This is a genomic window from Pseudomonas sp. TCU-HL1 (assembly GCF_001708505.1).
GTDB lineage: Bacteria > Pseudomonadota > Gammaproteobacteria > Pseudomonadales > Pseudomonadaceae > Metapseudomonas.
Genome location: NZ_CP015992.1, coordinates 3,262,130 through 3,287,556 on the forward strand (window position 1 = coordinate 3,262,130; position 25,427 = coordinate 3,287,556).

At 56.3% G+C, this 25,427-nt stretch carries 35 protein-coding genes; 27 read left to right on the forward strand and 8 right to left on the reverse strand.

Translation table 11 applies throughout. From position 1 onward, the window contains the following. Positions 1 to 92: 92 nt before the first annotated feature. The 6 genes from THL1_RS15170 (at position 93) to THL1_RS15190 (ending at position 4,455) form a co-directional block, all read left to right on the forward strand. Positions 93 to 1,610: a hypothetical protein gene (locus THL1_RS15170; RefSeq protein ID WP_145928307.1), complete on the forward strand. Its 1,518-nt coding sequence runs from the start codon at positions 93 to 95 to the stop codon at positions 1,608 to 1,610. A gap of 1 nt (position 1,611) precedes the next feature. Then, positions 1,612 to 1,950, forward strand: coding sequence for a DUF2523 family protein (locus THL1_RS15175; protein WP_069084022.1), 339 nt, complete (start codon positions 1,612 to 1,614; stop codon positions 1,948 to 1,950). A 2-nt stretch (positions 1,951 to 1,952) separates the two neighbouring features. Further along, complete coding sequence (locus tag THL1_RS15180) at positions 1,953 to 3,095, forward strand: zonular occludens toxin domain-containing protein (RefSeq protein WP_083245896.1); 1,143 nt, start codon at positions 1,953 to 1,955, stop codon at positions 3,093 to 3,095. Positions 3,096 to 3,280: 185 nt separating this feature from the next. Further along, entirely contained in the window at positions 3,281 to 3,439 is a 159-nt protein-coding gene (locus THL1_RS30145; protein ID WP_161490974.1) for a hypothetical protein, read from the forward strand. A gap of 234 nt (positions 3,440 to 3,673) precedes the next feature. Continuing rightward, complete coding sequence (locus THL1_RS15185) at positions 3,674 to 3,910, forward strand: hypothetical protein (protein ID WP_237234719.1); 237 nt, start codon at positions 3,674 to 3,676, stop codon at positions 3,908 to 3,910. 146 nt (positions 3,911 to 4,056) lie between these two features. After that, the gene (locus tag THL1_RS15190; RefSeq protein WP_069084024.1) at positions 4,057 to 4,455 is read left to right on the forward strand and encodes a hypothetical protein; all 399 of its coding nucleotides are present in this window, start codon (positions 4,057 to 4,059) and stop codon (positions 4,453 to 4,455) included. Between the two features lie 343 nt (positions 4,456 to 4,798). Here THL1_RS15190 and THL1_RS29710 read toward each other — a convergent pair whose 3' ends face one another. Next, the gene (locus tag THL1_RS29710) at positions 4,799 to 4,975 is read right to left on the reverse strand and encodes an enoyl-CoA hydratase (RefSeq protein WP_145928303.1); all 177 of its coding nucleotides are present in this window, start codon (positions 4,973 to 4,975) and stop codon (positions 4,799 to 4,801) included. A gap of 186 nt (positions 4,976 to 5,161) precedes the next feature. Further along, the gene (locus THL1_RS15195) at positions 5,162 to 5,341 is read right to left on the reverse strand and encodes a hypothetical protein (RefSeq protein ID WP_023124247.1); all 180 of its coding nucleotides are present in this window, start codon (positions 5,339 to 5,341) and stop codon (positions 5,162 to 5,164) included. A 128-nt stretch (positions 5,342 to 5,469) separates the two neighbouring features. On the opposite strand from THL1_RS15195, the gene THL1_RS15200 reads away from it, so the two are divergent. The 11 genes from THL1_RS15200 (at position 5,470) to THL1_RS15240 (ending at position 11,991) form a co-directional block, all read left to right on the forward strand. After that, positions 5,470 to 6,510 carry a phage/plasmid replication protein, II/X family gene (locus THL1_RS15200; RefSeq protein ID WP_069084015.1) on the forward strand — a complete coding sequence of 347 codons (1,041 nt, stop codon included), beginning with the start codon at positions 5,470 to 5,472 and terminating at the stop codon, positions 6,508 to 6,510. Continuing rightward, complete coding sequence (locus THL1_RS15205; protein WP_069084016.1) at positions 6,507 to 6,758, forward strand: hypothetical protein; 252 nt, start codon at positions 6,507 to 6,509, stop codon at positions 6,756 to 6,758. The genes THL1_RS15200 and THL1_RS15205 overlap by 4 nt, the downstream gene beginning before the upstream one ends. An 18-nt stretch (positions 6,759 to 6,776) precedes the next feature. Next, positions 6,777 to 7,091 (forward strand): hypothetical protein, encoded by a 315-nt coding sequence (locus THL1_RS15210; protein ID WP_069084017.1) that lies wholly within the window; start codon positions 6,777 to 6,779, stop codon positions 7,089 to 7,091. Positions 7,092 to 7,372: 281 nt separating this feature from the next. Further along, on the forward strand, positions 7,373 to 7,507 hold the full coding sequence (locus THL1_RS31025; protein ID WP_257784987.1) for a hypothetical protein: 135 nt from the start codon (positions 7,373 to 7,375) through the stop codon (positions 7,505 to 7,507). 119 nt (positions 7,508 to 7,626) lie between these two features. Next, the gene (locus THL1_RS15220; RefSeq protein WP_145928308.1) at positions 7,627 to 8,946 is read left to right on the forward strand and encodes a hypothetical protein; all 1,320 of its coding nucleotides are present in this window, start codon (positions 7,627 to 7,629) and stop codon (positions 8,944 to 8,946) included. A 171-nt stretch (positions 8,947 to 9,117) separates the two neighbouring features. Further along, complete coding sequence (locus THL1_RS15225; protein ID WP_237234720.1) at positions 9,118 to 9,486, forward strand: DUF2523 family protein; 369 nt, start codon at positions 9,118 to 9,120, stop codon at positions 9,484 to 9,486. Positions 9,487 to 9,500: 14 nt separating this feature from the next. After that, positions 9,501 to 9,650, forward strand: a complete 150-nt coding sequence (locus tag THL1_RS30930; RefSeq protein WP_250637543.1) for a zonular occludens toxin domain-containing protein — start codon at positions 9,501 to 9,503, stop codon at positions 9,648 to 9,650. An 89-nt stretch (positions 9,651 to 9,739) separates the two neighbouring features. Continuing rightward, positions 9,740 to 10,636: a zonular occludens toxin domain-containing protein gene (locus THL1_RS15230; protein WP_250637539.1), complete on the forward strand. Its 897-nt coding sequence runs from the start codon at positions 9,740 to 9,742 to the stop codon at positions 10,634 to 10,636. Between the two features lie 179 nt (positions 10,637 to 10,815). Then, positions 10,816 to 10,974, forward strand: coding sequence for a hypothetical protein (locus THL1_RS30150; RefSeq protein WP_161490974.1), 159 nt, complete (start codon positions 10,816 to 10,818; stop codon positions 10,972 to 10,974). A gap of 235 nt (positions 10,975 to 11,209) precedes the next feature. Beyond that, positions 11,210 to 11,446 (forward strand): hypothetical protein, encoded by a 237-nt coding sequence (locus tag THL1_RS15235; RefSeq protein WP_237234719.1) that lies wholly within the window; start codon positions 11,210 to 11,212, stop codon positions 11,444 to 11,446. A 146-nt stretch (positions 11,447 to 11,592) separates the two neighbouring features. Continuing rightward, positions 11,593 to 11,991 (forward strand): hypothetical protein, encoded by a 399-nt coding sequence (locus THL1_RS15240; protein ID WP_069084024.1) that lies wholly within the window; start codon positions 11,593 to 11,595, stop codon positions 11,989 to 11,991. 343 nt (positions 11,992 to 12,334) lie between these two features. On the opposite strand, the gene THL1_RS29715 is transcribed toward THL1_RS15240, so the two are convergent. Beyond that, the gene (locus THL1_RS29715; RefSeq protein WP_145928303.1) at positions 12,335 to 12,511 is read right to left on the reverse strand and encodes an enoyl-CoA hydratase; all 177 of its coding nucleotides are present in this window, start codon (positions 12,509 to 12,511) and stop codon (positions 12,335 to 12,337) included. A gap of 186 nt (positions 12,512 to 12,697) precedes the next feature. Continuing rightward, complete coding sequence (locus tag THL1_RS15245) at positions 12,698 to 12,877, reverse strand: hypothetical protein (protein ID WP_023124247.1); 180 nt, start codon at positions 12,875 to 12,877, stop codon at positions 12,698 to 12,700. Between the two features lie 128 nt (positions 12,878 to 13,005). Between THL1_RS15245 and THL1_RS15250 the strand changes: the two genes are divergently transcribed. From THL1_RS15250 to THL1_RS15295, 10 genes are all read left to right on the forward strand, one after another. Next, on the forward strand, positions 13,006 to 14,046 hold the full coding sequence (locus THL1_RS15250) for a phage/plasmid replication protein, II/X family (protein WP_069084015.1): 1,041 nt from the start codon (positions 13,006 to 13,008) through the stop codon (positions 14,044 to 14,046). Then, entirely contained in the window at positions 14,043 to 14,294 is a 252-nt protein-coding gene (locus THL1_RS15255; protein ID WP_069084016.1) for a hypothetical protein, read from the forward strand. Before THL1_RS15250 ends, THL1_RS15255 begins: the two co-directional genes overlap by 4 nt. 18 nt (positions 14,295 to 14,312) lie before the next feature. Then, the gene (locus tag THL1_RS15260; protein WP_069084017.1) at positions 14,313 to 14,627 is read left to right on the forward strand and encodes a hypothetical protein; all 315 of its coding nucleotides are present in this window, start codon (positions 14,313 to 14,315) and stop codon (positions 14,625 to 14,627) included. A 281-nt stretch (positions 14,628 to 14,908) separates the two neighbouring features. Continuing rightward, entirely contained in the window at positions 14,909 to 15,043 is a 135-nt protein-coding gene (locus tag THL1_RS31030) for a hypothetical protein (protein WP_257784987.1), read from the forward strand. A gap of 119 nt (positions 15,044 to 15,162) precedes the next feature. Continuing rightward, a complete protein-coding gene (locus THL1_RS15270) occupies positions 15,163 to 16,680 on the forward strand; it encodes a hypothetical protein (protein WP_145928307.1) in 1,518 nt (505 codons plus the stop codon). A 1-nt stretch (position 16,681) separates the two neighbouring features. Continuing rightward, positions 16,682 to 17,020 (forward strand): DUF2523 family protein, encoded by a 339-nt coding sequence (locus THL1_RS15275; RefSeq protein ID WP_069084022.1) that lies wholly within the window; start codon positions 16,682 to 16,684, stop codon positions 17,018 to 17,020. 2 nt (positions 17,021 to 17,022) lie between these two features. After that, a complete protein-coding gene (locus THL1_RS15280; RefSeq protein ID WP_083245896.1) occupies positions 17,023 to 18,165 on the forward strand; it encodes a zonular occludens toxin domain-containing protein in 1,143 nt (380 codons plus the stop codon). 185 nt (positions 18,166 to 18,350) lie between these two features. Further along, positions 18,351 to 18,509: a hypothetical protein gene (locus THL1_RS30155; protein WP_161490974.1), complete on the forward strand. Its 159-nt coding sequence runs from the start codon at positions 18,351 to 18,353 to the stop codon at positions 18,507 to 18,509. Positions 18,510 to 19,013: 504 nt separating this feature from the next. Further along, positions 19,014 to 20,170, forward strand: a protein-coding gene (locus THL1_RS15290; RefSeq protein ID WP_414703673.1) for an IS3 family transposase whose coding sequence is annotated in 2 segments (ribosomal slippage) — positions 19,014 to 19,274 and positions 19,277 to 20,170 — 1,155 coding nt in all. Because the reading frame shifts where the segments join, the coding sequence is not laid out codon by codon here. A gap of 590 nt (positions 20,171 to 20,760) precedes the next feature. Beyond that, complete coding sequence (locus THL1_RS15295) at positions 20,761 to 21,900, forward strand: IS481 family transposase (RefSeq protein ID WP_069081451.1); 1,140 nt, start codon at positions 20,761 to 20,763, stop codon at positions 21,898 to 21,900. Positions 21,901 to 21,979: 79 nt separating this feature from the next. On the opposite strand, the gene THL1_RS15300 is transcribed toward THL1_RS15295, so the two are convergent. From THL1_RS15300 to THL1_RS15315, 4 genes are all read right to left on the reverse strand, one after another. Next, a complete protein-coding gene (locus THL1_RS15300; RefSeq protein WP_069084028.1) occupies positions 21,980 to 22,612 on the reverse strand; it encodes a response regulator in 633 nt (210 codons plus the stop codon). A gap of 34 nt (positions 22,613 to 22,646) precedes the next feature. After that, positions 22,647 to 23,993 carry a cache domain-containing protein gene (locus THL1_RS15305; protein ID WP_069086530.1) on the reverse strand — a complete coding sequence of 449 codons (1,347 nt, stop codon included), beginning with the start codon at positions 23,991 to 23,993 and terminating at the stop codon, positions 22,647 to 22,649. Between the two features lie 58 nt (positions 23,994 to 24,051). Then, on the reverse strand, positions 24,052 to 25,026 hold the full coding sequence (gene yjiA, locus THL1_RS15310; RefSeq protein ID WP_069084029.1) for a GTPase: 975 nt from the start codon (positions 25,024 to 25,026) through the stop codon (positions 24,052 to 24,054). Positions 25,027 to 25,219: 193 nt separating this feature from the next. Next, positions 25,220 to 25,423, reverse strand: a complete 204-nt coding sequence (locus THL1_RS15315) for a YbdD/YjiX family protein (RefSeq protein ID WP_069084030.1) — start codon at positions 25,421 to 25,423, stop codon at positions 25,220 to 25,222. Positions 25,424 to 25,427 lie beyond the last annotated feature (4 nt).

The window sequence follows — 25,427 nt, forward strand, 5'->3', positions numbered from 1 at the left end:
CTCTAAACCCTAATGGAACAATTAGCGATTTCTCCGGCGGATATAGCCATGCTCGCTTACTCGCTGGTGTTTATCGGTGGAGTAATAGGCGGATGGGCATTTGTTCTCGGCATACAGCAGCGCTTTTAGCGCTGTTTGTTTTCTCTCTCCCTGTTTCGGCGGCCGTTCGTGCACCGATCAAAACTACAGCGCAGCAAGTTGGTAAGACTGCGCATACTCCAAGCTTCCAAACGCCAAATGGTGAACTGGCTTATTTTGGCGCCGACACTTATTACGATGTTGTATCGGGCTCTCGTTTTAGTGCAGGGGATTCTCCATCGCCTACAGTTCGTCCTGCCGCCTCTACTGTTGGTACTCCTCAGTTTCCTTATGGTCCGAGTCAAGCTCTTCCAGGTAATGGGCCTGATGGTTCAATTACGCGAGTTAAGGTTACGCCTAAGGCGGTAGTTCCTAAGGCTCCCATTGTTACGCGCCTTAAGAACATCGTTAAAACTAATCCAGCTTCATTGGCTTTGAATGCGGCGGTGACGGCGGCGGTCGCGGGGGTGGGTTGGGTCATGAGCGACGATAATACAAAGTTGCAAAAGCAGGCAAAGACTTATCAGAACATGCCGGTATCTGGTGAAGGCACGTTTAACCCGTTAAACATTTGCCAGATTTATCCCGCGTCGCAGACGCTCGACAAGATCACTGTGACCACCTTTGGCGGTGTGCTGTATGCGGTCGGCGTTTTCACGCCAGTTCAAAACGGCGGCAGTGGCCGGCCGGCAGACTTTAGTCAGCACGTGAATAACTGTACGGCTTCGGGGTTGGGTTATTCGTGGTATCCCTCGGGTATTTGGCCGTCTTCGGGCGCCAAGGCTATTTCGGTCTCGGATATCAAGACGACCAAGACTGATCTTGCTGAAGCTGATTACAGCGCCTTGGACACCTATACCGCTGGGCGTCCTGCGTCGGATTGGTTGCAGTATCAGAAGTTTGTTTGTGAGCAGGATGCTGATCCAGCGGCCTGCTATAAGGCGACTTCTACGCTGAGTTTCTCTGGGCCTGCCACGGCGGTGGGGCCTTCCTGGTCGAGCACGAAAACTTACCTTAAGCCGGACGGTTCTACCGGTACCCAGGTAACAAACAACTCGACGCAGTACAACTTCACTTATGGACCGAATTATTTCGATACGGGTTCTACTACCACCTCAACGGTGACTCAGGATGGTCAGCTGGTTTCCACCGAGACTTCTCAGGATACAAGTGCGCCGCAAGAAGTTCCTCCCGATACTGAATCTGAGCCGGAAGAGCAATATACGTTTGATGATTCCGAGCTTCCTGAGGTAACCCCATTTTACGAACAAAAATATCCTGACGGATTCCAGGGCGTTTGGAGTGAGGCGAAGTCTGACTTTGAAAACAGTGAATTCATTTCATTTCTGCACTCGTTTGTTCCTAGCTTCTCTGGGACTTGCCCAACTTGGTCTATGAATTTCGCCATAGGCGCTATGGCTAACTTCGGTACTATTCCGTTTCAAAGCATCTGTTATGTATTCGACTTTGTTAAAAGCATCTTCCTGGTAACTGCGGCGTTCGCTTGTCGCTACATTATGTTTGGAGGCTGATATGGGAGCCATATTTCAGTTCTTCACCGCGTTGCTGGCCAAGATTTCGGCGGTTGCCAGTTGGCTGCTGGCAGTGGTCAAGCGCGTTTTTGATGATTTGTGGAATATCGTTACTGATCTCGCATGCTGGGTCCTAGAGAGCGTATTGGGGCTGGCTTCTTCTGCGCTATCTACTATTGATGTTCCGTTTAATCCTCAGACGTATTACGGCATGCTCCCGCCTGATGTTGTGAATATGCTCGGCGTTATTGGCCTTACTCAGGCACTGACGATGATTGTCGCCGCCCTGGTAGTCCGTTTCTTGCTGCAAACTATCCCGTTCGTTCGCTGGGGGTCCTGATCATGATTAACCTGATGCTGGGTCAACCAGGTGGCGGCAAATCTTATGAGTCCGTGGCGTTTCATGTAATACCGGCCGTGGTGGAGCAGGGGAGGCGAGTGATTACTAACTTGCCGCTCGCCCTGGACGTTTGGGAGAGTTATTGGCCGGGCTGCACGAAATTAATCGAGATTCGTCAGCCTCAATTGATAGATGGCGAACTTGTGCGGCCTTTTAGTCGCCTGGATCATTACGGTGATACGTGGCGCCATCCTGTGACGGGTGTTGGTCCTTTGTATGTGGTCGATGAATGCCATCTTGCAATCCCGCTTCGCGGGCCTGACCCGAAGGAGCAAGTGCGCGTTGAGGAATGGTTCTCCCTGCACCGTCACGAACTGGCCGACGTACTTCTGATTACGCAGAGTTACGGCAAGATCAATAAGGCGATTCGTGACCTAGTTCAGGTTGTTTATCGCTGCAAGAAGGCTACGGCGTTTGGCTTTTCTAATCGGTATATCCGCAAGGTCCAGGACGGATTGCGCGGTGATGTCGTCAACACTACGGATCGTAAATATGAGAAGAAGTACTTCGCGCTTTACAAGTCGCATACGAGGTCAAGTGCCGCCGCCCAGGAGCTGGATGCCAATGACATTATTCCGATCTGGAAGCGTTGGCCGTTTAAGGGGGCTGCACTTTGTTTTCTCTTCTTCTTTTGCTTCGTTATTTATCAGGCTACTAAAGATGATGAAAAGAAAGTTCCTCCGGCACCTAAGGCAAAGCCAGTCCAGGTCGAGCACCAGGAGCCGACGCCGGTAGTTGCGCCTTCGCCTGTACCTGGCGAAGTTGCTCAGCCTCGTGGGCCTGAGCAGAAGCTGCATCCGTACCAGGGTCTGTCGATGCATCTCCAGGCGCTGCTCAAGGGCAAGCGCTTCCGCAATGGTGTTGAGGAAGAGTTCCTGGGTGGCTATGTGACCATCGCGCAGAACGGCCAGCCGATCCGTCGCGTGTCGTTCGATGATCTCCGTACCGCCGGCTATGAAGTGGCCTATGAGTCCGATACGGTTGTTAGCCTGACCTACAAGGGCTTTGACGTAGGGTTCGTCGTTGCCGACCTGCCGACCACCGGCCTGGCCTCGAAAGTGACAACGGCCGGCGTCGCGGACTAACGTGATTGGGAGGGCTCCCGCTTGCGGGAGGGACCCGATCACGGTAGGCAGGGGCGACGGTCTGGATCGTTCCTTCCGAACAGCCCGCAGCGTCGCCAGCTCGCCATCGCCGGTTACCACCTTCAAAAACCACGGGGAACGGCTCCGCCGTCACCTCCTATGGCTTCGCATAATTGGAGTTCCGTATGATCCTGAGCTACGAGCTTGTCGATGATCCTGGTCATGAGCACGAGGAAGAGGTGGAAACCCAGTTCCACGCCTGTCTACGGCTCCAGTCGATCGAGGCGTTTTGTTCCTGGTGGGAACTGACGGACGAAGACGGCGAGGTGTTGATGTCGTCATGAGAAACCGTTTCCCTGGTACCTGTTATCGCTGCGGCTTGCTGGTCCCGAAGGGCGCCGGGCATTTCGAGCGAATCGCTGGCGGCTGGCGTGTTCAGCACGCTGAATGCTGCTTGAAGGCTCGCGAGGAACGGGCAGGAAGAGAAATCCAAGGCTTCGCATAATTTCAGGCGTTACGTTGAGCGGGGTCCGGACACTGGCGTAGCCCTCCGGGCCTCGCGTAACGTAATGGCGATTATGCGCAAGCCCATCCCCCTCGTTATCCCCTCCAATCTCGTCCAGGACGCGCGTTTGTACGCTCCTGGGCGTGAGGACCTGGACGCAGTCTGTTATGTGCTTCAGGACTATCCCAGGCTCGTTTCCGAGGTGCGCAAGTTGCGTGGTCGTGTTGATCAGCTGGATCGCGAAGGGGCCGATTTCGATGCTCGCCTTGAAGCGCTCCAGGAAGCGTGCCGGGCAATCCTGGACCTCTGACTGGTACCATTTTCGACCTCGAGGATCTGCACCTGGTTGAAAGTTTGGTACCAAAGCTATTGCGACTCTCGATGGGTATTGGTACCTTTTTGGCTGACCAGGTCATGCCCTGGATCTCGCAATTGGTACCAAATGGAGAGTTGAAGATGCTGATCAAGATCCCGGATGCCGACGATGCCTTCGTCGAAAAGCTGAAACGTCAGACCGGCTCGTCCACCGGTTCCAAGGCATACGCCAAGGCTGCCGCTGAATACGACTTCCTGGTCAAAACCGTTGAGTGGCAGAAGCGCGAGATTGCCCGCCTGGAAGAGCTGGTGGCCGTCCGTGATCAGACCCTGAAGGGCGCCCGATCTGCTGCCATCCTCCTCCTGGAAGCGACAGGGCAGGGCGACTTGCTCAACGATTCGGTACCAGAATCGTCACCAGCTCGGCGCCGGCCGGCTCCTGCAGCGGATGATTTTGGTACCGAAACCAAGCTGACTCCTCAGGTTGGCGAGACCATGGATCACTTTTTGGCCCGGTTGAACCGGCAGGGGCGTTCCTGATGGGAGTTATCGATGCGTTCTTGATTTTTGGTGGCTGCCTGATCGCTGCTTCCTGCTTGGTGTTGGCAGTCCGTTATGGGCTCTGGATCAAATAGGTACCAAAACCCTCGCCGGCGCCGCGGTCCTGGAAGAGATTCTGGGACCATTTCCCGCCCCTCGGTGCACGTCCGCGACCCCCTAGGCCTCCGCCGCGCCGGACCCACCTCGCGCCATGATCACCCTCAGTTGCTCGCAGCGGCGTTACACATCGCACGCCGGGGAGGCCAATTGCAGGTCTTCAACCTTCCGAGGAACGACTCGCCCGTCTAGCCCAGCTGGGGCGGCGCGATGGTCGTGCAGACTTTTACAGCCACAAGATCGCGGCCAGCATTGCGCTAGCGAGCACCAGGAATATCGGTGTGGTCAGGTTCAGCCTTGGTGACTTCTTTGGGGTTTCAAGCGGCAGCGGTGGCCTTGATTCGCTTTTCTGGCGCTTTTCCCGCTGTTCCTGCCGATACCACTCCCTGTCCTGCATTCCCATTTCTAGGCCCTTTCCTGGCGTGCTTTAGGTGTGTTTCCGGCGCGCTGGGTGGGCCGGGAAAGTCGGGTACTGGTAATACCCGACTTTTGTCTCATTTTTTTACTTCATCGACGCTTTATCGCTTCCTTGCTTCCACCCTCCTGGTCGTTCTTTGCCTGCTCCGGCGACGACCTATTGCGGGGGCTGCTAGTCCCTTTTTTTGTGGAAGCGCTCCAGGTCCTCTGGGGTCATTTCCTCAAGGCCCTTGAGGATCAGCCAGCGTAGAACCTCGGTGTCTTTGACCGATGCCTGGAGGTGGATGACGGCTTTGACGGTCTCTTTCTCGACCTTCCGCCACGTTGCATCGTCGATGTGTTTGGTTGGCATGTTTTCCTTGTGCGTCAAGTGCTTGGCGCTTTCTATCGTAGCCTGATTTTCTCAGAGCCTTGACATTGAGATTCTAAGAATCTAATTTCCGCACCGGAATCTAATTTCTGAGAAACTCAGGTGCAGGGATGATTGACTGGACGTCGCTGTTCATCGAGCTGAACCATTCGCCCCTCCAGGCTGGGGCGGTGGTCTGCATCGAAGCGGACGGAACGATTGCCTGGGAGACCCCTCGCAAGATGCAAGTTCGCGGCTCGCATGAGTCGTCGATGCATGTTCGTAGCGTAGGCGGGGACGGCAAAGGCAATGCAACTCACCTCTATATCGATGGAAACCCTTCCAAGTGGCTTCAAGGCCACAACCTTGTTGGTTCGGATGACTTGCTCGCTCTCGTTTGGGATGTTTTCGCCAGGGTCTGCGGGATATTTCAACTTGAGCCTACTGACTTTGAACGTCAGAAAGTTAGGGCAGGGCAGTACCGCGTTACCCGCATCGACTATAACCGCATGTTTGAACTTCCAAGTAGGTCGGATGTTCGCTCCTGGTTGCGAGCTGGTGAGTTCAAGTGCAAGTCTCGGCATGGACGGCCCGTTCATGATCGCGGAACTCTGATATTTGGCAAGGGTAGTACGCATTGGCGTATTACCTGTTATTGCAAGGCTGACGAGATTACGGGAAAGGGCTCTCACAAGTTGGCCGAAGAGTTCCATTCAATTCCTGAGATTCACGAATTCATCGATAACAAGCTTCGTGTTGAACTTCGGTTGCTGTCGAAGAAGCTTAAGGCGCTCGACCTGGAATACGGTCACAAACTCACCCCGGCGGCTCTATGGGCTCAGTACCGCCATTTTATTGGGGAACTTGATATGTCTGAGCAAATTGAACTTAACAGCCAGCAACTTCTTGAGTTGCCGAATAAGCTTCGCGCTACGTACGTTCTTTGGAAGCAAGGCCATGACTTATTCAGCATGCTTTCGAAGCCTACGTATTACCGCCATCGCAAAGAACTTCTCTCGCTGGGTATTGATATCAATATCAGGTGCGATCGACGCGATGACACGAACGTTATTCCGATGATTCGCGTCCTGGAAGCTAAGCCAGCGGCTATTCCGTCTTTCTTCTTTGAAAAGAATCTTGTTCATTTCTCCACCAGGAGGGCGCAAGCATGAAGAGCATGTTTGACAACTATTTTGGCGGAAAGATCGACTCTCGGTCTGTGATGCAAGGCAAGATTCGCAAAATGGAAGTTACCGGCAGTGTTATTGCCGAGGCTATCCGGGTCGTCGAGTCCAGGACTCCGGCTGAAATTCTTTCTGATCGCGTTCAACTCGCGAAAGAAAAGAAGTGGCAACTTGTCGCTTCGCGCAGTAGTGGCGCCCCTTTCCTGGGCGACGCCTTTGAACTTCCAAACTCCTAACTCTTCCTGGAGCAAACTATGTCCAATGTATTCGTGAAAGTCTCCATCACTGCTTCCTGCACCTTCCGTAGCGGTACTTCTGGTGCGGGCAAGCCTTATACCATGGCAGAAGCCTACGCCCATCTTCCGGGCTGCGACTTCCCGCAGAAGTTCTCCTACTACTGCCGTAGCGAACAAGAAGTGCTGCCGACTGGGGACTATGAAGTCCCTCTCAAGGGCGAAGTTAAAGATGGACGCGTAGTGTTCGACCTCGATCCACGTCAGGGCCGTCGTGTTTCTTCGGATATCCGTCCGGCTCCGACTTCTACCGCTCCAAAAGCTGCGCAGGGCTAACTATGAGCCTTGAGTGCGATGACTGCGGGGAAGAGTTCGAAGAGGACGATCCCGGCATCCTGGTGGAAGACGGCGAGCAACTTTGCCCCTTCTGTAACTCCGAGGAATCGGATTAATCAACTAACGGGGGCTCTATGCCGGAGTCTCTAACAACTTTGACGGTAGAGGGTTTAACGACCGTGTATACCGCAGGATTCTTGCTCACGGTCACTTGCTGGGCGATGGGCATGAAAATCGGCGTCGCAATTGGCGTCATTAAAAAACTGTAATGGAGAAACAACATGGCTGAGATTTTCGCTTCCGTAGACCTGACTGATGTTGCCGCTTGGGTGGGCGCTACCGGTGTTCTGATCATCGGTATCACCATGGCTTTCAAGGCGATCGGCCTCGGCAAACGCGGCGTCAAAATGGCCTAAGGCCAGGGGAGGGGATAGCAATATCCCCTCTAAACCCTAATGGAACAATTAGCGATTTCTCCGGCGGATATAGCCATGCTCGCTTACTCGCTGGTGTTTATCGGTGGAGTAATAGGCGGATGGGCATTTGTTCTCGGCATACAGCAGCGCTTTTAGCGCTGTTTGTTTTCTCTCTCCCTGTTTCGGCGGCCGTTCGTGCACCGATCAAAACTACAGCGCAGCAAGTTGGTAAGACTGCGCATACTCCAAGCTTCCAAACGCCAAATGGTGAACTGGCTTATTTTGGCGCCGACACTTATTACGATGTTGTATCGGGCTCTCGTTTTAGTGCAGGGGATTCTCCATCGCCTACAGTTCGTCCTGCCGCCTCTACTGTTGGTACTCCTCAGTTTCCTTATGGTCCGAGTCAAGCTCTTCCAGGTAATGGGCCTGATGGTTCAATTACGCGAGTTAAGGTTACGCCTAAGGCGGTAGTTCCTAAGGCTCCCATTGTTACGCGCCTTAAGAACATCGTTAAAACTAATCCAGCTTCATTGGCTTTGAATGCGGCGGTGACGGCGGCGGTCGCGGGGGTGGGTTGGGTCATGAGCGACGATAATACAAAGTTGCAAAAGCAGGCAAAGACTTATCAGAACATGCCGGTATCTGGTGAAGGCACGTTTAACCCGTTAAACATTTGCCAGATTTATCCCGCGTCGCAGACGCTCGACAAGATCACTGTGACCACCTTTGGCGGTGTGCTGTATGCGGTCGGCGTTTTCACGCCAGTTCAAAACGGCGGCAGTGGCCGGCCGGCAGACTTTAGTCAGCACGTGAATAACTGTACGGCTTCGGGGTTGGGTTATTCGTGGTATCCCTCGGGTATTTGGCCGTCTTCGGGCGCCAAGGCTATTTCGGTCTCGGATATCAAGACGACCAAGACTGATCTTGCTGAAGCTGATTACAGCGCCTTGGACACCTATACCGCTGGGCGTCCTGCGTCGGATTGGTTGCAGTATCAGAAGTTTGTTTGTGAGCAGGATGCTGATCCAGCGGCCTGCTATAAGGCGACTTCTACGCTGAGTTTCTCTGGGCCTGCCACGGCGGTGGGGCCTTCCTGGTCGAGCACGAAAACTTACCTTAAGCCGGACGGTTCTACCGGTACCCAGGTAACAAACAACTCGACGCAGTACAACTTCACTTATGGACCGAATTATTTCGATACGGGTTCTACTACCACCTCAACGGTGACTCAGGATGGTCAGCTGGTTTCCACCGAGACTTCTCAGGATACAAGTGCGCCGCAAGAAGTTCCTCCCGATACTGAATCTGAGCCGGAAGAGCAATATACGTTTGATGATTCCGAGCTTCCTGAGGTAACCCCATTTTACGAACAAAAATATCCTGACGGATTCCAGGGCGTTTGGAGTGAGGCGAAGTCTGACTTTGAAAAACAGTGAATTCATTTCATTTCTGCACTCGTTTGTTCCTAGCTTCTCTGGACTTGCCCAACTTGGGTCTATGAATTTCGCCATAGGCGCTATGGCTAACTTCGGTACTATTCCGTTTCAAAGCATCTGTTATGTATTCGACTTTGTTAAAAGCATCTTCCTGGTAACTGCGGCGTTCGCTTGTCGCTACATTATGTTTGGAGGCTGATATGGGAGCCATATTTTCAGTTCTTCACCGCGTTGCTGGCCAAGATTTCGGCGGTTGCCAGTTGGCTGCTGGCAGTGGTCAAGCGCGTTTTTGATGATTTGTGGAATATCGTTACTGATCTCGCATGCTGGGTCCTAGAGAGCGTATTGGGGCTGGCTTCTTCTGCGCTATCTACTATTGATGTTCCGTTTAATCCTCAGACGTATTACGGCATGCTCCCGCCTGATGTTGTGAATATGCTCGGCGTTATTGGCCTTACTCAGGCACTGACGATGATTGTCGCCGCCCTGGTAGTCCGTTTCTTGCTGCAAACTATCCCGTTCGTTCGCTGGGGGTCCTGATCATGATTAACCTGATGCTGGGTCAACCAGGTGGCGGCAAATCTTATGAGTCCGTGGCGTTTCATGTAATACCGGCCGTGGTGGAGCAGGGGAGGCGAGTGATTACTAACTTGCCGCTCGCCCTGGACGTTTGGAGAGTTATTGGCCGGGCTGCACGAAATTAATCGAGATTCGTCAGCCTCAATTGATAGATGGCGAACTTGTGCGGCCTTTTAGTCGCCTGGATCATTACGGTGATACGTGGCGCCATCCTGTGACGGGTGTTGGTCCTTTGTATGTGGTCGATGAATGCCATCTTGCAATCCCGCTTCGCGGGCCTGACCCGAAGGAGCAAGTGCGCGTTGAGGAATGGTTCTCCCTGCACCGTCACGAACTGGCCGACGTACTTCTGATTACGCAGAGTTACGGCAAGATCAATAAGGCGATTCGTGACCTAGTTCAGGTTGTTTATCGCTGCAAGAAGGCTACGGCGTTTGGCTTTTCTAATCGGTATATCCGCAAGGTCCAGGACGGATTGCGCGGTGATGTCGTCAACACTACGGATCGTAAATATGAGAAGAAGTACTTCGCGCTTTACAAGTCGCATACGAGGTCAAGTGCCGCCGCCCAGGAGCTGGATGCCAATGACATTATTCCGATCTGGAAGCGTTGGCCGTTTAAGGGGGCTGCACTTTGTTTTCTCTTCTTCTTTTGCTTCGTTATTTATCAGGCTACTAAAGATGATGAAAAGAAAGTTCCTCCGGCACCTAAGGCAAAGCCAGTCCAGGTCGAGCACCAGGAGCCGACGCCGGTAGTTGCGCCTTCGCCTGTACCTGGCGAAGTTGCTCAGCCTCGTGGGCCTGAGCAGAAGCTGCATCCGTACCAGGGTCTGTCGATGCATCTCCAGGCGCTGCTCAAGGGCAAGCGCTTCCGCAATGGTGTTGAGGAAGAGTTCCTGGGTGGCTATGTGACCATCGCGCAGAACGGCCAGCCGATCCGTCGCGTGTCGTTCGATGATCTCCGTACCGCCGGCTATGAAGTGGCCTATGAGTCCGATACGGTTGTTAGCCTGACCTACAAGGGCTTTGACGTAGGGTTCGTCGTTGCCGACCTGCCGACCACCGGCCTGGCCTCGAAAGTGACAACGGCCGGGCGTCGCGGACTAACGTGATTGGGAGGGCTCCCGCTTGCGGGAGGGACCCGATCACGGTAGGCAGGGGCGACGGTCTGGATCGTTCCTTCCGAACAGCCCGCAGCGTCGCCAGCTCGCCATCGCCGGTTACCACTTCAAAAACCACGGGGAACGGCTCCGCCGTCACCTCCTATGGCTTCGCATAATTGGAGTTCCGTATGATCCTGAGCTACGAGCTTGTCGATGATCCTGGTCATGAGCACGAGGAAGAGGTGGAAACCCAGTTCCACGCCTGTCTACGGCTCCAGTCGATCGAGGCGTTTTGTTCCTGGTGGGAACTGACGGACGAAGACGGCGAGGTGTTGATGTCGTCATGAGAAAACCGTTTCCCTGGTACCTGTTATCGCTGCGGCTTGCTGGTCCCGAAGGGCGCCGGGCATTTCGAGCGAATCGCTGGCGGCTGGCGTGTTCAGCACGCTGAATGCTGCTTGAAGGCTCGCGAGGAACGGGCAGGAAGAGAAATCCAAGGCTTCGCATAATTTCAGGCGTTACGTTGAGCGGGGTCCGGACACTGGCGTAGCCCTCCGGGCCTCGCGTAACGTAATGGCGATTATGCGCAAGCCCATCCCCCTCGTTATCCCCTCCAATCTCGTCCAGGACGCGCGTTTGTACGCTCCTGGGCGTGAGGACCTGGACGCAGTCTGTTATGTGCTTCAGGACTATCCCAGGCTCGTTTCCGAGGTGCGCAAGTTGCGTGGTCGTGTTGATCAGCTGGATCGCGAAGGGGCCGATTTCGATGCTCGCCTTGAAGCGCTCCAGGAAGCGTGCCGGGCAATCCTGGACCTCTGACTGGTACCATTTTCGACCTCGAGGATCTGCACCTGGTTGAAAGTTTGGTACCAAAGCTATTGCGACTCTCGATGGGTATTGGTACCTTTTTGGCTGACCAGGTCATGCCCTGGATCTCGCAATTGGTACCAAATGGAGAGTTGAAGATGCTGATCAAGATCCCGGATGCCGACGATGCCTTCGTCGAAAAGCTGAAACGTCAGACCGGCTCGTCCACCGGTTCCAAGGCATACGCCAAGGCTGCCGCTGAATACGACTTCCTGGTCAAAACCGTTGAGTGGCAGAAGCGCGAGATTGCCCGCCTGGAAGAGCTGGTGGCCGTCCGTGATCAGACCCTGAAGGGCGCCCGATCTGCTGCCATCCTCCTCCTGGAAGCGACAGGGCAGGGCGACTTGCTCAACGATTCGGTACCAGAATCGTCACCAGCTCGGCGCCGGCCGGCTCCTGCAGCGGATGATTTTGGTACCGAAACCAAGCTGACTCCTCAGGTTGGCGAGACCATGGATCACTTTTTGGCCCGGTTGAACCGGCAGGGGCGTTCCTGATGGGAGTTATCGATGCGTTCTTGATTTTTGGTGGCTGCCTGATCGCTGCTTCCTGCTTGGTGTTGGCAGTCCGTTATGGGCTCTGGATCAAATAGGTACCAAAACCCTCGCCGGCGCCGCGGTCCTGGAAGAGATTCTGGGACCATTTCCCGCCCCTCGGTGCACGTCCGCGACCCCCTAGGCCTCCGCCGCGCCGGACCCACCTCGCGCCATGATCACCCTCAGTTGCTCGCAGCGGCGTTACACATCGCACGCCGGGGAGGCCAATTGCAGGTCTTCAACCTTCCGAGGAACGACTCGCCCGTCTAGCCCAGCTGGGGCGGCGCGATGGTCGTGCAGACTTTTACAGCCACAAGATCGCGGCCAGCATTGCGCTAGCGAGCACCAGGAATATCGGTGTGGTCAGGTTCAGCCTTGGTGACTTCTTTGGGGTTTCAAGCGGCAGCGGTGGCCTTGATTCGCTTTTCTGGCGCTTTTCCCGCTGTTCCTGCCGATACCACTCCCTGTCCTGCATTCCCATTTCTAGGCCCTTTCCTGGCGTGCTTTAGGTGTGTTTCCGGCGCGCTGGGTGGGCCGGGAAAGTCGGGTACTGGTAATACCCGACTTTTGTCTCATTTTTTTACTTCATCGACGCTTTATCGCTTCCTTGCTTCCACCCTCCTGGTCGTTCTTTGCCTGCTCCGGCGACGACCTATTGCGGGGGCTGCTAGTCCCTTTTTTTGTGGAAGCGCTCCAGGTCCTCTGGGGTCATTTCCTCAAGGCCCTTGAGGATCAGCCAGCGTAGAACCTCGGTGTCTTTGACCGATGCCTGGAGGTGGATGACGGCTTTGACGGTCTCTTTCTCGACCTTCCGCCACGTTGCATCGTCGATGTGTTTGGTTGGCATGTTTTCCTTGTGCGTCAAGTGCTTGGCGCTTTCTATCGTAGCCTGATTTTCTCAGAGCCTTGACATTGAGATTCTAAGAATCTAATTTCCGCACCGGAATCTAATTTCTGAGAAACTCAGGTGCAGGGATGATTGACTGGACGTCGCTGTTCATCGAGCTGAACCATTCGCCCCTCCAGGCTGGGGCGGTGGTCTGCATCGAAGCGGACGGAACGATTGCCTGGGAGACCCCTCGCAAGATGCAAGTTCGCGGCTCGCATGAGTCGTCGATGCATGTTCGTAGCGTAGGCGGGGACGGCAAAGGCAATGCAACTCACCTCTATATCGATGGAAACCCTTCCAAGTGGCTTCAAGGCCACAACCTTGTTGGTTCGGATGACTTGCTCGCTCTCGTTTGGGATGTTTTCGCCAGGGTCTGCGGGATATTTCAACTTGAGCCTACTGACTTTGAACGTCAGAAAGTTAGGGCAGGGCAGTACCGCGTTACCCGCATCGACTATAACCGCATGTTTGAACTTCCAAGTAGGTCGGATGTTCGCTCCTGGTTGCGAGCTGGTGAGTTCAAGTGCAAGTCTCGGCATGGACGGCCCGTTCATGATCGCGGAACTCTGATATTTGGCAAGGGTAGTACGCATTGGCGTATTACCTGTTATTGCAAGGCTGACGAGATTACGGGAAAGGGCTCTCACAAGTTGGCCGAAGAGTTCCATTCAATTCCTGAGATTCACGAATTCATCGATAACAAGCTTCGTGTTGAACTTCGGTTGCTGTCGAAGAAGCTTAAGGCGCTCGACCTGGAATACGGTCACAAACTCACCCCGGCGGCTCTATGGGCTCAGTACCGCCATTTTATTGGGGAACTTGATATGTCTGAGCAAATTGAACTTAACAGCCAGCAACTTCTTGAGTTGCCGAATAAGCTTCGCGCTACGTACGTTCTTTGGAAGCAAGGCCATGACTTATTCAGCATGCTTTCGAAGCCTACGTATTACCGCCATCGCAAAGAACTTCTCTCGCTGGGTATTGATATCAATATCAGGTGCGATCGACGCGATGACACGAACGTTATTCCGATGATTCGCGTCCTGGAAGCTAAGCCAGCGGCTATTCCGTCTTTCTTCTTTGAAAAGAATCTTGTTCATTTCTCCACCAGGAGGGCGCAAGCATGAAGAGCATGTTTGACAACTATTTTGGCGGAAAGATCGACTCTCGGTCTGTGATGCAAGGCAAGATTCGCAAAATGGAAGTTACCGGCAGTGTTATTGCCGAGGCTATCCGGGTCGTCGAGTCCAGGACTCCGGCTGAAATTCTTTCTGATCGCGTTCAACTCGCGAAAGAAAAGAAGTGGCAACTTGTCGCTTCGCGCAGTAGTGGCGCCCCTTTCCTGGGCGACGCCTTTGAACTTCCAAACTCCTAACTCTTCCTGGAGCAAACTATGTCCAATGTATTCGTGAAAGTCTCCATCACTGCTTCCTGCACCTTCCGTAGCGGTACTTCTGGTGCGGGCAAGCCTTATACCATGGCAGAAGCCTACGCCCATCTTCCGGGCTGCGACTTCCCGCAGAAGTTCTCCTACTACTGCCGTAGCGAACAAGAAGTGCTGCCGACTGGGGACTATGAAGTCCCTCTCAAGGGCGAAGTTAAAGATGGACGCGTAGTGTTCGACCTCGATCCACGTCAGGGCCGTCGTGTTTCTTCGGATATCCGTCCGGCTCCGACTTCTACCGCTCCAAAAGCTGCGCAGGGCTAACTATGAGCCTTGAGTGCGATGACTGCGGGGAAGAGTTCGAAGAGGACGATCCCGGCATCCTGGTGGAAGACGGCGAGCAACTTTGCCCCTTCTGTAACTCCGAGGAATCGGATTAATCAACTAACGGGGGCTCTATGCCGGAGTCTCTAACAACTTTGACGGTAGAGGGTTTAACGACCGTGTATACCGCAGGATTCTTGCTCACGGTCACTTGCTGGGCGATGGGCATGAAAATCGGCGTCGCAATTGGCGTCATTAAAAAACTGTAATGGAGAAACAACATGGCTGAGATTTTCGCTTCCGTAGACCTGACTGATGTTGCCGCTTGGGTGGGCGCTACCGGTGTTCTGATCATCGGTATCACCATGGCTTTCAAGGCGATCGGCCTCGGCAAACGCGGCGTCAAAATGGCCTAAGGCCAGGGGAGGGGATAGCAATATCCCCTCTAAACCCTAATGGAACAATTAGCGATTTCTCCGGCGGATATAGCCATGCTCGCTTACTCGCTGGTGTTTATCGGTGGAGTAATAGGCGGATGGGCATTTGTTCTCGGCATACAGCAGCGCTTTTAGCGCTGTTTGTTTTCTCTCTCCCTGTTTCGGCGGCCGTTCGTGCACCGATCAAAACTACAGCGCAGCAAGTTGGTAAGACTGCGCATACTCCAAGCTTCCAAACGCCAAATGGTGAACTGGCTTATTTTGGCGCCGACACTTATTACGATGTTGTATCGGGCTCTCGTTTTAGTGCAGGGGATTCTCCATCGCCTACAGTTCGTCCTGCCGCCTCTACTGTTGGTACTCCTCAGTTTCCTTATGGTCCGAGTCAAGCTCTTCCAGGTAATGGGCCTGATGGTTCAATTACGCGAGTTAAGGTTACGCCTAAGGCGGTAGTTCCTAAGGCTCCCATTGTTACGCGCCTTAAGAACATCGTTAAAACTAATCCAGCTTCATTGGCTTTGAATGCGGCGGTGACGGCGGCGGTCGCGGGGGTGGGTTGGGTCATGAGCGACGATAATACAAAGTTGCAAAAGCAGGCAAAGACTTATCAGAACATGCCGGTATCTGGTGAAGGCACGTTTAACCCGTTAAACATTTGCCAGATTTATCCCGCGTCGCAGACGCTCGACAAGATCACTGTGACCACCTTTGGCGGTGTGCTGTATGCGGTCGGCGTTTTCACGCCAGTTCAAAACGGCGGCAGTGGCCGGCCGGCAGACTTTAGTCAGCACGTGAATAACTGTACGGCTTCGGGGTTGGGTTATTCGTGGTATCCCTCGGGTATTTGGCCGTCTTCGGGCGCCAAGGCTATTTCGGTCTCGGATATCAAGACGACCAAGACTGATCTTGCTGAAGCTGATTACAGCGCCTTGGACACCTATACCGCTGGGCGTCCTGCGTCGGATTGGTTGCAGTATCAGAAGTTTGTTTGTGAGCAGGATGCTGATCCAGCGGCCTGCTATAAGGCGACTTCTACGCTGAGTTTCTCTGGGCCTGCCACGGCGGTGGGGCCTTCCTGGTCGAGCACGAAAACTTACCTTAAGCCGGACGGTTCTACCGGTACCCAGGTAACAAACAACTCGACGCAGTACAACTTCACTTATGGACCGAATTATTTCGATACGGGTTCTACTACCACCTCAACGGTGACTCAGGATGGTCAGCTGGTTTCCACCGAGACTTCTCAGGATACAAGTGCGCCGCAAGAAGTTCCTCCCGATACTGAATCTGAGCCGGAAGAGCAATATACGTTTGATGATTCCGAGCTTCCTGAGGTAACCCCATTTTACGAACAAAAATATCCTGACGGATTCCAGGGCGTTTGGAGTGAGGCGAAGTCTGACTTTGAAAACAGTGAATTCATTTCATTTCTGCACTCGTTTGTTCCTAGCTTCTCTGGGACTTGCCCAACTTGGTCTATGAATTTCGCCATAGGCGCTATGGCTAACTTCGGTACTATTCCGTTTCAAAGCATCTGTTATGTATTCGACTTTGTTAAAAGCATCTTCCTGGTAACTGCGGCGTTCGCTTGTCGCTACATTATGTTTGGAGGCTGATATGGGAGCCATATTTCAGTTCTTCACCGCGTTGCTGGCCAAGATTTCGGCGGTTGCCAGTTGGCTGCTGGCAGTGGTCAAGCGCGTTTTTGATGATTTGTGGAATATCGTTACTGATCTCGCATGCTGGGTCCTAGAGAGCGTATTGGGGCTGGCTTCTTCTGCGCTATCTACTATTGATGTTCCGTTTAATCCTCAGACGTATTACGGCATGCTCCCGCCTGATGTTGTGAATATGCTCGGCGTTATTGGCCTTACTCAGGCACTGACGATGATTGTCGCCGCCCTGGTAGTCCGTTTCTTGCTGCAAACTATCCCGTTCGTTCGCTGGGGGTCCTGATCATGATTAACCTGATGCTGGGTCAACCAGGTGGCGGCAAATCTTATGAGTCCGTGGCGTTTCATGTAATACCGGCCGTGGTGGAGCAGGGGAGGCGAGTGATTACTAACTTGCCGCTCGCCCTGGACGTTTGGGAGAGTTATTGGCCGGGCTGCACGAAATTAATCGAGATTCGTCAGCCTCAATTGATAGATGGCGAACTTGTGCGGCCTTTTAGTCGCCTGGATCATTACGGTGATACGTGGCGCCATCCTGTGACGGGTGTTGGTCCTTTGTATGTGGTCGATGAATGCCATCTTGCAATCCCGCTTCGCGGGCCTGACCCGAAGGAGCAAGTGCGCGTTGAGGAATGGTTCTCCCTGCACCGTCACGAACTGGCCGACGTACTTCTGATTACGCAGAGTTACGGCAAGATCAATAAGGCGATTCGTGACCTAGTTCAGGTTGTTTATCGCTGCAAGAAGGCTACGGCGTTTGGCTTTTCTAATCGGTATATCCGCAAGGTCCAGGACGGATTGCGCGGTGATGTCGTCAACACTACGGATCGTAAATATGAGAAGAAGTACTTCGCGCTTTACAAGTCGCATACGAGGTCAAGTGCCGCCGCCCAGGAGCTGGATGCCAATGACATTATTCCGATCTGGAAGCGTTGGCCGTTTAAGGGGGCTGCACTTTGTTTTCTCTTCTTCTTTTGCTTCGTTATTTATCAGGCTACTAAAGATGATGAAAAGAAAGTTCCTCCGGCACCTAAGGCAAAGCCAGTCCAGGTCGAGCACCAGGAGCCGACGCCGGTAGTTGCGCCTTCGCCTGTACCTGGCGAAGTTGCTCAGCCTCGTGGGCCTGAGCAGAAGCTGCATCCGTACCAGGGTCTGTCGATGCATCTCCAGGCGCTGCTCAAGGGCAAGCGCTTCCGCAATGGTGTTGAGGAAGAGTTCCTGGGTGGCTATGTGACCATCGCGCAGAACGGCCAGCCGATCCGTCGCGTGTCGTTCGATGATCTCCGTACCGCCGGCTATGAAGTGGCCTATGAGTCCGATACGGTTGTTAGCCTGACCTACAAGGGCTTTGACGTAGGGTTCGTCGTTGCCGACCTGCCGACCACCGGCCTGGCCTCGAAAGTGACAACGGCCGGCGTCGCGGACTAACGTGATTGGGAGGGCTCCCGCTTGCGGGAGGGACCCGATCACGGTAGGCAGGGGCGACGGTCTGGATCGTTCCTTCCGAACAGCCCGCAGCGTCGCCAGCTCGCCATCGCCGGTTACCACCTTCAAAAACCACGGGGAACGGCTCCGCCGTCACCTCCTATGGCTTCGCATAATTGGAGTTCCGTATGATCCTGAGCTACGAGCTTGTCGATGATCCTGGTCATGAGCACGAGGAAGAGGTGGAAACCCAGTTCCACGCCTGTCTACGGCTCCAGTCGATCGAGGCGTTTTGTTCCTGGTGGGAACTGACGGACGAAGACGGCGAGGTGTTGATGTCGTCATGAGAAACCGTTTCCCTGGTACCTGTTATCGCTGCGGCTTGCTGGTCCCGAAGGGCGCCGGGCATTTCGAGCGAATCGCTGGCGGCTGGCGTGTTCAGCACGCTGAATGCTGCTTGAAGGCTCGCGAGGAACGGGCAGGAAGAGAAATCCAAGGCTTCGCATAATCTATATTATGTTAAACGAATGCCGCTTCAGAAGTGTTGCACTTACGCTCCTCTATAGCTCAACGCAGTCCTATGGCTCATGACTCCAGGCTTGCCAGCGCTGGCTCTTCGTCTCTAGCATCGCCGCCCTATGGCATGCATCAAGCTTCGAAATCCTTCTACTCCAAAATCGACCAAGGGTTGGCTTCTGATTGATGATCTGAGCCTTCCCAGGTTTTGGGCGACTGGGTGGGCCGACGTCCTTAAGGCCAATATGGGGCTCACAACTCGAGGGCAGCATGGTCTGTCCCGGGCTGAGTGGACACTGACTTAAGGTGGATAATGCCCACCGCAAGGAGTGTTCATGACCCAGACCAGACGACGTTTTCCCGAATCCTTCAAACGCGAAGCGGTAGACCAGGTGCTTGCCGGCACACCGCTTCGTCATGTCGCCGAGACGCTCGGCATCGCTGAAAGCCTGCTGGGCAAATGGAAGCGCCAGTACGAACAGCAAGGTGACGATGCCTTTCCGGGCAATGGCAAGCAGCGCGGTGAGAGTGCGGAGCTGCGTCGGCTACGCCAGCAACTGGCCCAGGTCACCATGGAGCGCGATGTTTTAAAAAAGGCGCTCGCCATCTTCTCGCAGCCCACGAAGTGAAGTTCCACGCCATCGAGGCGTTGGCCGGTCGCTATCCCGTAGCGCCGATGTGCCGGCTGCTGCGGGTATCACGCAGCGGCTTCTATGCCTGGCAGCAGCGGCCACCTTCGGCGAGAGAGATGGCGAATCGGCGTCTGAGCAAGGAGATCCGCACCATCCACCATGAGGTGAATGGGATCTATGGCCATCGCCGAATCAAGGCCGAGTTGGCGGCCATGGGGCAGGCGTGTGGTCGGCACCGGGTTGCTCGACTGATGCGCGAAGCCGGCCTGCGCGTTCGCTCGCGCAAACGCTGGCGGCTGGTTTCCAGCAGTCGTCACGCTCTGCCGATTGCCCCAAATCACCTGGATCGCCAGTTCGCCTCGGATCGCGCCAATCGGCACTGGGTCTCGGACATGACCTACGTGCGGACGGCCCAAGGCTGGCTGTATCTGGCCGTCGTGCTCGATCTCTATTCACGCGCCGTCGTCGGTTGGGCGATGCACCATCGCATGCAGCAAGCCCTGGTGCATGCTGCGCTGGAGATGGCTGTGGCACGCCGCCAACCACAGGCGGAGGTACTGCTGCACTCGGATCGCGGCAGCCAATACTGCGCGTATGACTACCAAGCCTTGCTGCGGCGGCATCGCATCGTGCCCAGCCATTCACGTCCGGGGAACTGCTGGGACAACGCCGCGATGGAGAGCTTTTTCCGTTCGCTGAAGGCCGAACGGGTGTACCTGACGCGTTACGCCAGCTACCAGGAGGCGAAAACCGACCTGTTCGACTACATCCGCTTTTACAATCACCGCCGGCGCCACTCGACGTTGGGCTACCTCAGTCCGATGGAGTTTGAGCGGCGAAATGCGAGCAGTAGCTCTTAACTACCTGTCCACCAGTTCCGGGGCAGACCAGCATCTATACGCCGTAGAGAGGTTCTACCAGGCTACTGAGCGGCAGTTTGGATCAGGCGCTCTGGATCGAATGCTCTCCGAGCTAGATATGCCCCTGCTGGAATCCGCACTGAGTAGCTTTCTCGCCAGCCTCAGGAATGACGGCAGCCTACGCGGTGTCAATAACAACCAAGCATGGGGATCAGCGAGATCATTTGTCGCGGACACTGTCAGTCACCTGAGCGCCTCGTCAGCCAATGATTACAGTAAGGTTCACAGCCGGCTCCTAAGGCTTGATCGCCTTTATTCCCAGGTTTCCCCGGCGAGACCAAAGCCTCCAGCTGCCATTCGAGCACTACCTGCAACAGTGGTCGAAGACCTCTATGAGATTTTTCCGCCGATATCCGCACGAAATACATTCTGGACCAAAGCTCTTCAGTGGCGAAATTTCCTCATGTTTCTCCTGATGCTGCACCTTGGGCTGCGGCGTGTGTTCAGCCGGGGGACATAGGTAACGGGTGTCGGGAGACATGGGTAACGCATTTAGGCTTACGGAATCCTTCGACTCTGGAGTTCGAGCGATGCCGTGGCAGGAGTGCACCACCATGTCGATTCGACGCGAGTTTGTGCGGTTGGCCGAACAACCGCAGAGCAACGTGCGGGAGCTGTGTCGGCGCTACGGCATCAGCCCGAAAACCGCCTACAAATGGTTACAGCGCCACCGCGAGCACGGCGATGCGGGGTTGCAGGAGCGCTCACGCCGGCCGTTGCACAGCCCTGGGCGCAGCGACCCGGACTTGGAACAGGCGGTGGTGCAGTTGCACCACCGTTTCCCGTATTGGGGCGCCCGCAAGCTGCGCGGCCTGCTGCCGGCCGCGTTCGAGCGTCCCCACCACAGCACCCTCGACGCCATCCTCCGCCGCCATGGTTGCCGGGTGCGCTACCACGCCGAGGAGGCCGAAGCTCCGGCCACGCAGCGCTTCGAGCACTGCCAGCCGAACGAGCTCTGGCAGATGGACTTCAAGGGCCACTTCCCGCTCGCCGACGGCCGCTCGTCGCGCTGCCACCCGTTGACGCTGTTGGATGATCACTCACGCTTTGCCCTCTGCCTGGAGGCCTGCGAGGGCGAGCGCCTCGAACTGGTTCGACCGCACCTGATCCAGGTCTTTCGCCGCTATGGCCTACCGCGCCGGATCACCGCCGACAACGGTCCGCCCTGGGGCTCGAACATCGCGGGCGGCCTGTCCGCCCTGGAGGTCTGGCTGATGCGGCTCGGCATCGAGGTCAGCCACAGCCGCCCTCATCATCCGCAGACCCAGGGCAAGCTGGAACGCTTCCACCAGACACTCAAGCGCGAGTTACTGCAGCGCTCGTTTCGCGACTTGGCGCACTGCCAGCAGGCGATGGCGCACTGGCGGGAGCAGTACAACCACGACCGCCCGCATGAGGCGCTGGGCCAACTGCCACCGATCACGCGCTACCAGCCAAGCCGGCGCAGCTACCCGGAGCAATTGCCTGAACTGGACTACGAACCGGGCGACCGGGTGCTCAAGGTCGGCCGCGTCGGCCAGGTCAGTTTCCAGGGACGCAGCCTGTTCGTCGGCGGGGGGCTGTACGGGGAACGCGTCGCTCTCCGCCCCACCGCCGTCGATGGCGTCTACGATGTGGTGTTCATCCACAAGACCCTGCGCCAAGTCGACTTGAGACCGGGCAAGACATGATCATCAACCCGTTACCCATGTCTCCCGACAAGCGTTACCCATCTATCCCGGCTGAACACGCAGCGCACCCTACGTGGACTCAGATCGAGATCAGCCCATGCTCCAGGGCGTACTTGACCAGGGCGGCGGGAGTGTCGATGTTCAGTTTGCGGCGGATGCTGAGGCGGTAGGTTTCCACCGTGCGCACGCTGATATCCAGCTCGCGGGCCACTTCCTTGTTGTTCAGGCCCTTGGCGATCATCGACAACACCTGCAGCTCGCGCGGGGTCAGTTCGTTCTCGTCGCGGACGTTGGTGGCCAGTTTGCGGGCGATTTCCGGGCTGTAGAAGCTGCCGCCGGCGACGATGGCCTCGATGGCGGCGATCAGCTCGGTGGACGGCGCGTTCTTCAGCACGTAGCCGAAGGCGCCGGCGTTGATGGAGGTGCGCACGTATTCCTGGTTGTCGTACATGCTGAGGATCAGGATCTTGATGCCCGGATAGAGGCTGCACAGCTTGCGCGTCAGCTCCAGGCCGTTCATGTCCTTGAGGCCGACGTCCACCAGCAGCAGGTCCAGTTCGGTGGTGGCCACCAGCTCCAGTGCCTCGGCGCCGGATTCGGCCTGGGCCACCACCTCGAAATGCGGCATCGCCGAGAGCAGGGATTTCACGCCGTCGCGCACCAGCACGTGGTCGTCGATCAGCGCGATTCTGATGGGATGGGTCACGCTCATCACGGCCTCTTGGTTCTGCTGTCTGGAGAGCCGTTCAAGCTCGTTGCACGGGTATCTCGACCTGAAGCTCCGTGCGGCCGTGATAGGAGGAAATGGTGAAGGTCCCACGATGGTGGTCAACCCGCTCCCTGATGTTCCGCAGCCCGATTCCCTGGCTTTTGTCCATCAGGCCGGGGTCGAATCCCACCCCGTTGTCTTCCACGCGCAGGGCAATGACCCGCCTCGACGTGGAGAGCGAAATTATAGCGGCGCTGGCCTTCGAATGGCGCTCGATGTTGGCCAGGGCCTCCTGAATGATACGGAACAAGGTGACGGACACCTCCGTCTCCACCTCGGCGTCGTCCAGCCCGCGTTCGAACTGGGTGCGGATCGTGGTGCGCTGCTCGAACTCGCGCACCAGCTGGTCGATGGCCGGCGACAGGCCGAGGGTATCCAGCAGCGATGGCCGCAGGTCGTGGGAGATGCGGCGGATTTCGCCAATGGCCTCGCCCAGGCGCGTCGTGCCCGAACGCAGGTTCTCCAGCCCTCGGCCCTGGCCGTTCTGCAGCTCCAGGCTGGCCAGCTCGAACTGGAACTTGATGGACACCAGTTGCTGGCTGATGCCGTCGTGCAGCTCACGGGACACCCGTGAACGCTCTTCCTCCTGCAGGTGGACGATGCGCTGGTTGAGGGCGGAAAGCTTGCGGTCGGCCAGACGATGCTCGGTGAAGTTCAGCATCAGCCCGCCGCTGAACACCACCAGTACGGCGATCAGTGAGAAGGACGCGATGGCCAGTACCGTGGTCAGCACGCCCGTCGCCACCTCCTGGCGGGACTTGAGCATGGCCACTTCCACATCGTCGATGTAGATGCCGGTGCCCAGCATCCAGCCCCAGCGGTCCAGCATCACCACGTAGGAGAGCTTTTCGGTCACCTGCCCGGTGGAGGGTTTCTCCCAGGTGTAGAGCTGATAGCCATCACCCTTCTCGGCACTGTCGAGCAGCGCCTGGATCACCGGCAGGCCGTTCTTGTCCTTCATGCCGATGAGTTCCTTGCCCACCAGGTTCGCCTGCCGGGGGTGCATCAGGTTCTTGCCGTTGCGGTCATAGACGAAGAAGTAGCCGTCCAGGCCGAAGTTCGCCCGCGACAGCATGTGCAGCGCCTGCTGCCGCGTCTGTTCGTCGTCCCGACCGCTCTCGTACAAGGGGGCGATCAGGCTCAGGGCCAGCCCCAGGTAGTTCTTCAGCTCGGCCTTCTTGGCCGCCATGATGCTGCTCTCCACCAGCCGGGCCTGCTCCTCTTCCAGCTTCTGGCTCTGGGCGAACACCAGCACGCAGATGAAGAGCACCGACGCGATGAGTGGCAGGACGCTGAGCGTCACGATCTTGTGCTTGAGTTGCATGGTCATTCGCCTGGTTGCACCCTCACCCCGGCCCTCTCCCGGAGGGAGAGGGAGGAATCTAAACCTGCGCGGCTTCGAAGCCGGTGCGGATCGTCTCCTCCGGCAGCTGGTCGCCGATGAAGACCATCACGCTCTCGCGCACTTCACCGGCCTGCCATTCGGCATCCCAATCGAAGCCGTAGAGCCGCAGCACGCCCTGGAACACCAGGCGGCGTTCCTCGCCAGCGATGGACAGCACGCCCTTGTAGCGCAGCATCGAATTGCCGTGCTCCTCCAGCAGCTGTTCCATGAAAGCGCTGAGTTTGTCGATGTCCAGCGGGCGTTCGCTTTTCAGCACCAGGGTGCCGATGCGGTCGGGTGTGCCGGCGGGGGTCAGCGGGCGCAGACTCAGTGCCGGGCCGACATCGGCGTTGAGGTTGAAGCCCCGCACGTCCAGCAGCTCGGCGAGATCGATGCGGCCATGGTCCACCACGCGAATCGGCGCGCGGCGGTTGATGCGTGAGAGGCGCAGGCAGAGCGCCTCGAAGTGCGCTTCGTCTACCAGGTCGCGCTTGCTCACCAGGATGCGGTCGGCAAAGCCCACCTGGGCCTGGGCCATGGTTTCCTGCAGGTGGCGCTCGGCGTTCACCGCATCCACCAGGGTGATGATGCCGTCCAGCACGTAGCGCTGGCAGAGCTCTTCATCGGCGAAGAAGGTCTGCGCCACCGGAGCCGGGTCGGCGACGCCAGTGCATTCGATCACCAGCCGGTCGAAGGCCAGCTCGCCGGCATCCAGGCGCTCCAGCAGGAGGAACAGCGCCTTCTCCAACTCGACGTGGATGGAGCAGCAGACGCAGCCGTTGGCCAGCGTCATCACCTGCACGGGTTCGTCGCCGAGCAGTTGGCCATCGATGGGCGTTTCGCTGAACTCATTCTCGATCACGGCGATCTTCAGGCCGTGCTCGGCCTTGAGGATGTGCTTCAGCAGCGTGGTCTTGCCGGCACCGAGGAAGCCGCTGAGCACGGTGACCGGGATGGGGAGATGGGCAGACATCGGGATTCCTCGATTCAGCAATGGCCCCGCGCAAAAGCAGAGCCATTCGTTGGGTGGATCACGCTTCATCGATCCACCATCGGAGTTTGATTGCTGCGCGATTGGTGGACATGAAAGGCGATGTCCAGCCTACGGCAGCCGGAAAGAAGAGCGCCACGACTAGGCGTGGCGCTCAGGTTACCGCATCAGGGGTTCAACAGCAGCGTATGGGCCGTCCCTTGCCGCCGCCATAGCGGGCATCCTGCCGCTCGCGGAAGAACTCATCAAAGGTCATGACCGGCTTGTCCGGGTGCTTGTTCTGCATGTGCTCGACATAGTTGTCGTAGTCGGGCATGCCCACGAGCATGCGCGCGGCCTGCCCGAGGTACTTACCCATGCGGCCGAGGTCATTGAACATGCTC

Bases quoted from the DNA above. Each gene is read 5' to 3' on its own strand.
- THL1_RS15280 (WP_083245896.1), top strand. From the start codon at position 17,023: ATGATTAACCTGATGCTGGGTCAACCAGGTGGCGGCAAATCTTATGAG.
- THL1_RS15205 (WP_069084016.1), top strand. From the start codon at position 6,507: ATGAAGAGCATGTTTGACAACTATTTTGGCGGAAAGATCGACTCTCGG.
- THL1_RS15245 (WP_023124247.1), bottom strand. From the start codon at position 12,877: ATGCCAACCAAACACATCGACGATGCAACGTGGCGGAAGGTCGAGAAA.
- THL1_RS15315 (WP_069084030.1), bottom strand. From the start codon at position 25,423: ATGTTCAATGACCTCGGCCGCATGGGTAAGTACCTCGGGCAGGCCGCG.
- THL1_RS29715 (WP_145928303.1), bottom strand. From the start codon at position 12,511: ATGGGAATGCAGGACAGGGAGTGGTATCGGCAGGAACAGCGGGAAAAG.
- THL1_RS15300 (WP_069084028.1), bottom strand. From the start codon at position 22,612: ATGAGCGTGACCCATCCCATCAGAATCGCGCTGATCGACGACCACGTG.
- THL1_RS15195 (WP_023124247.1), bottom strand. From the start codon at position 5,341: ATGCCAACCAAACACATCGACGATGCAACGTGGCGGAAGGTCGAGAAA.
- THL1_RS15270 (WP_145928307.1), top strand. From the start codon at position 15,163: ATGGGCATTTGTTCTCGGCATACAGCAGCGCTTTTAGCGCTGTTTGTT.
- THL1_RS15170 (WP_145928307.1), top strand. From the start codon at position 93: ATGGGCATTTGTTCTCGGCATACAGCAGCGCTTTTAGCGCTGTTTGTT.
- THL1_RS15295 (WP_069081451.1), top strand. From the start codon at position 20,761: ATGCCGTGGCAGGAGTGCACCACCATGTCGATTCGACGCGAGTTTGTG.
- THL1_RS31025 (WP_257784987.1), top strand. From the start codon at position 7,373: ATGGCTGAGATTTTCGCTTCCGTAGACCTGACTGATGTTGCCGCTTGG.
- THL1_RS15175 (WP_069084022.1), top strand. From the start codon at position 1,612: ATGGGAGCCATATTTCAGTTCTTCACCGCGTTGCTGGCCAAGATTTCG.
- THL1_RS30150 (WP_161490974.1), top strand. From the start codon at position 10,816: ATGATCCTGAGCTACGAGCTTGTCGATGATCCTGGTCATGAGCACGAG.
- THL1_RS15275 (WP_069084022.1), top strand. From the start codon at position 16,682: ATGGGAGCCATATTTCAGTTCTTCACCGCGTTGCTGGCCAAGATTTCG.
- yjiA (WP_069084029.1), bottom strand. From the start codon at position 25,026: ATGTCTGCCCATCTCCCCATCCCGGTCACCGTGCTCAGCGGCTTCCTC.
- THL1_RS15220 (WP_145928308.1), top strand. From the start codon at position 7,627: ATGGGCATTTGTTCTCGGCATACAGCAGCGCTTTTAGCGCTGTTTGTT.
- THL1_RS15240 (WP_069084024.1), top strand. From the start codon at position 11,593: ATGCTGATCAAGATCCCGGATGCCGACGATGCCTTCGTCGAAAAGCTG.
- THL1_RS15190 (WP_069084024.1), top strand. From the start codon at position 4,057: ATGCTGATCAAGATCCCGGATGCCGACGATGCCTTCGTCGAAAAGCTG.
- THL1_RS30155 (WP_161490974.1), top strand. From the start codon at position 18,351: ATGATCCTGAGCTACGAGCTTGTCGATGATCCTGGTCATGAGCACGAG.
- THL1_RS15255 (WP_069084016.1), top strand. From the start codon at position 14,043: ATGAAGAGCATGTTTGACAACTATTTTGGCGGAAAGATCGACTCTCGG.
- THL1_RS30145 (WP_161490974.1), top strand. From the start codon at position 3,281: ATGATCCTGAGCTACGAGCTTGTCGATGATCCTGGTCATGAGCACGAG.
- THL1_RS31030 (WP_257784987.1), top strand. From the start codon at position 14,909: ATGGCTGAGATTTTCGCTTCCGTAGACCTGACTGATGTTGCCGCTTGG.
- THL1_RS29710 (WP_145928303.1), bottom strand. From the start codon at position 4,975: ATGGGAATGCAGGACAGGGAGTGGTATCGGCAGGAACAGCGGGAAAAG.
- THL1_RS15305 (WP_069086530.1), bottom strand. From the start codon at position 23,993: ATGCAACTCAAGCACAAGATCGTGACGCTCAGCGTCCTGCCACTCATC.
- THL1_RS15210 (WP_069084017.1), top strand. From the start codon at position 6,777: ATGTCCAATGTATTCGTGAAAGTCTCCATCACTGCTTCCTGCACCTTC.
- THL1_RS15200 (WP_069084015.1), top strand. From the start codon at position 5,470: ATGATTGACTGGACGTCGCTGTTCATCGAGCTGAACCATTCGCCCCTC.
- THL1_RS15180 (WP_083245896.1), top strand. From the start codon at position 1,953: ATGATTAACCTGATGCTGGGTCAACCAGGTGGCGGCAAATCTTATGAG.
- THL1_RS15235 (WP_237234719.1), top strand. From the start codon at position 11,210: ATGCGCAAGCCCATCCCCCTCGTTATCCCCTCCAATCTCGTCCAGGAC.
- THL1_RS15250 (WP_069084015.1), top strand. From the start codon at position 13,006: ATGATTGACTGGACGTCGCTGTTCATCGAGCTGAACCATTCGCCCCTC.
- THL1_RS15185 (WP_237234719.1), top strand. From the start codon at position 3,674: ATGCGCAAGCCCATCCCCCTCGTTATCCCCTCCAATCTCGTCCAGGAC.
- THL1_RS30930 (WP_250637543.1), top strand. From the start codon at position 9,501: ATGCTGGGTCAACCAGGTGGCGGCAAATCTTATGAGTCCGTGGCGTTT.
- THL1_RS15260 (WP_069084017.1), top strand. From the start codon at position 14,313: ATGTCCAATGTATTCGTGAAAGTCTCCATCACTGCTTCCTGCACCTTC.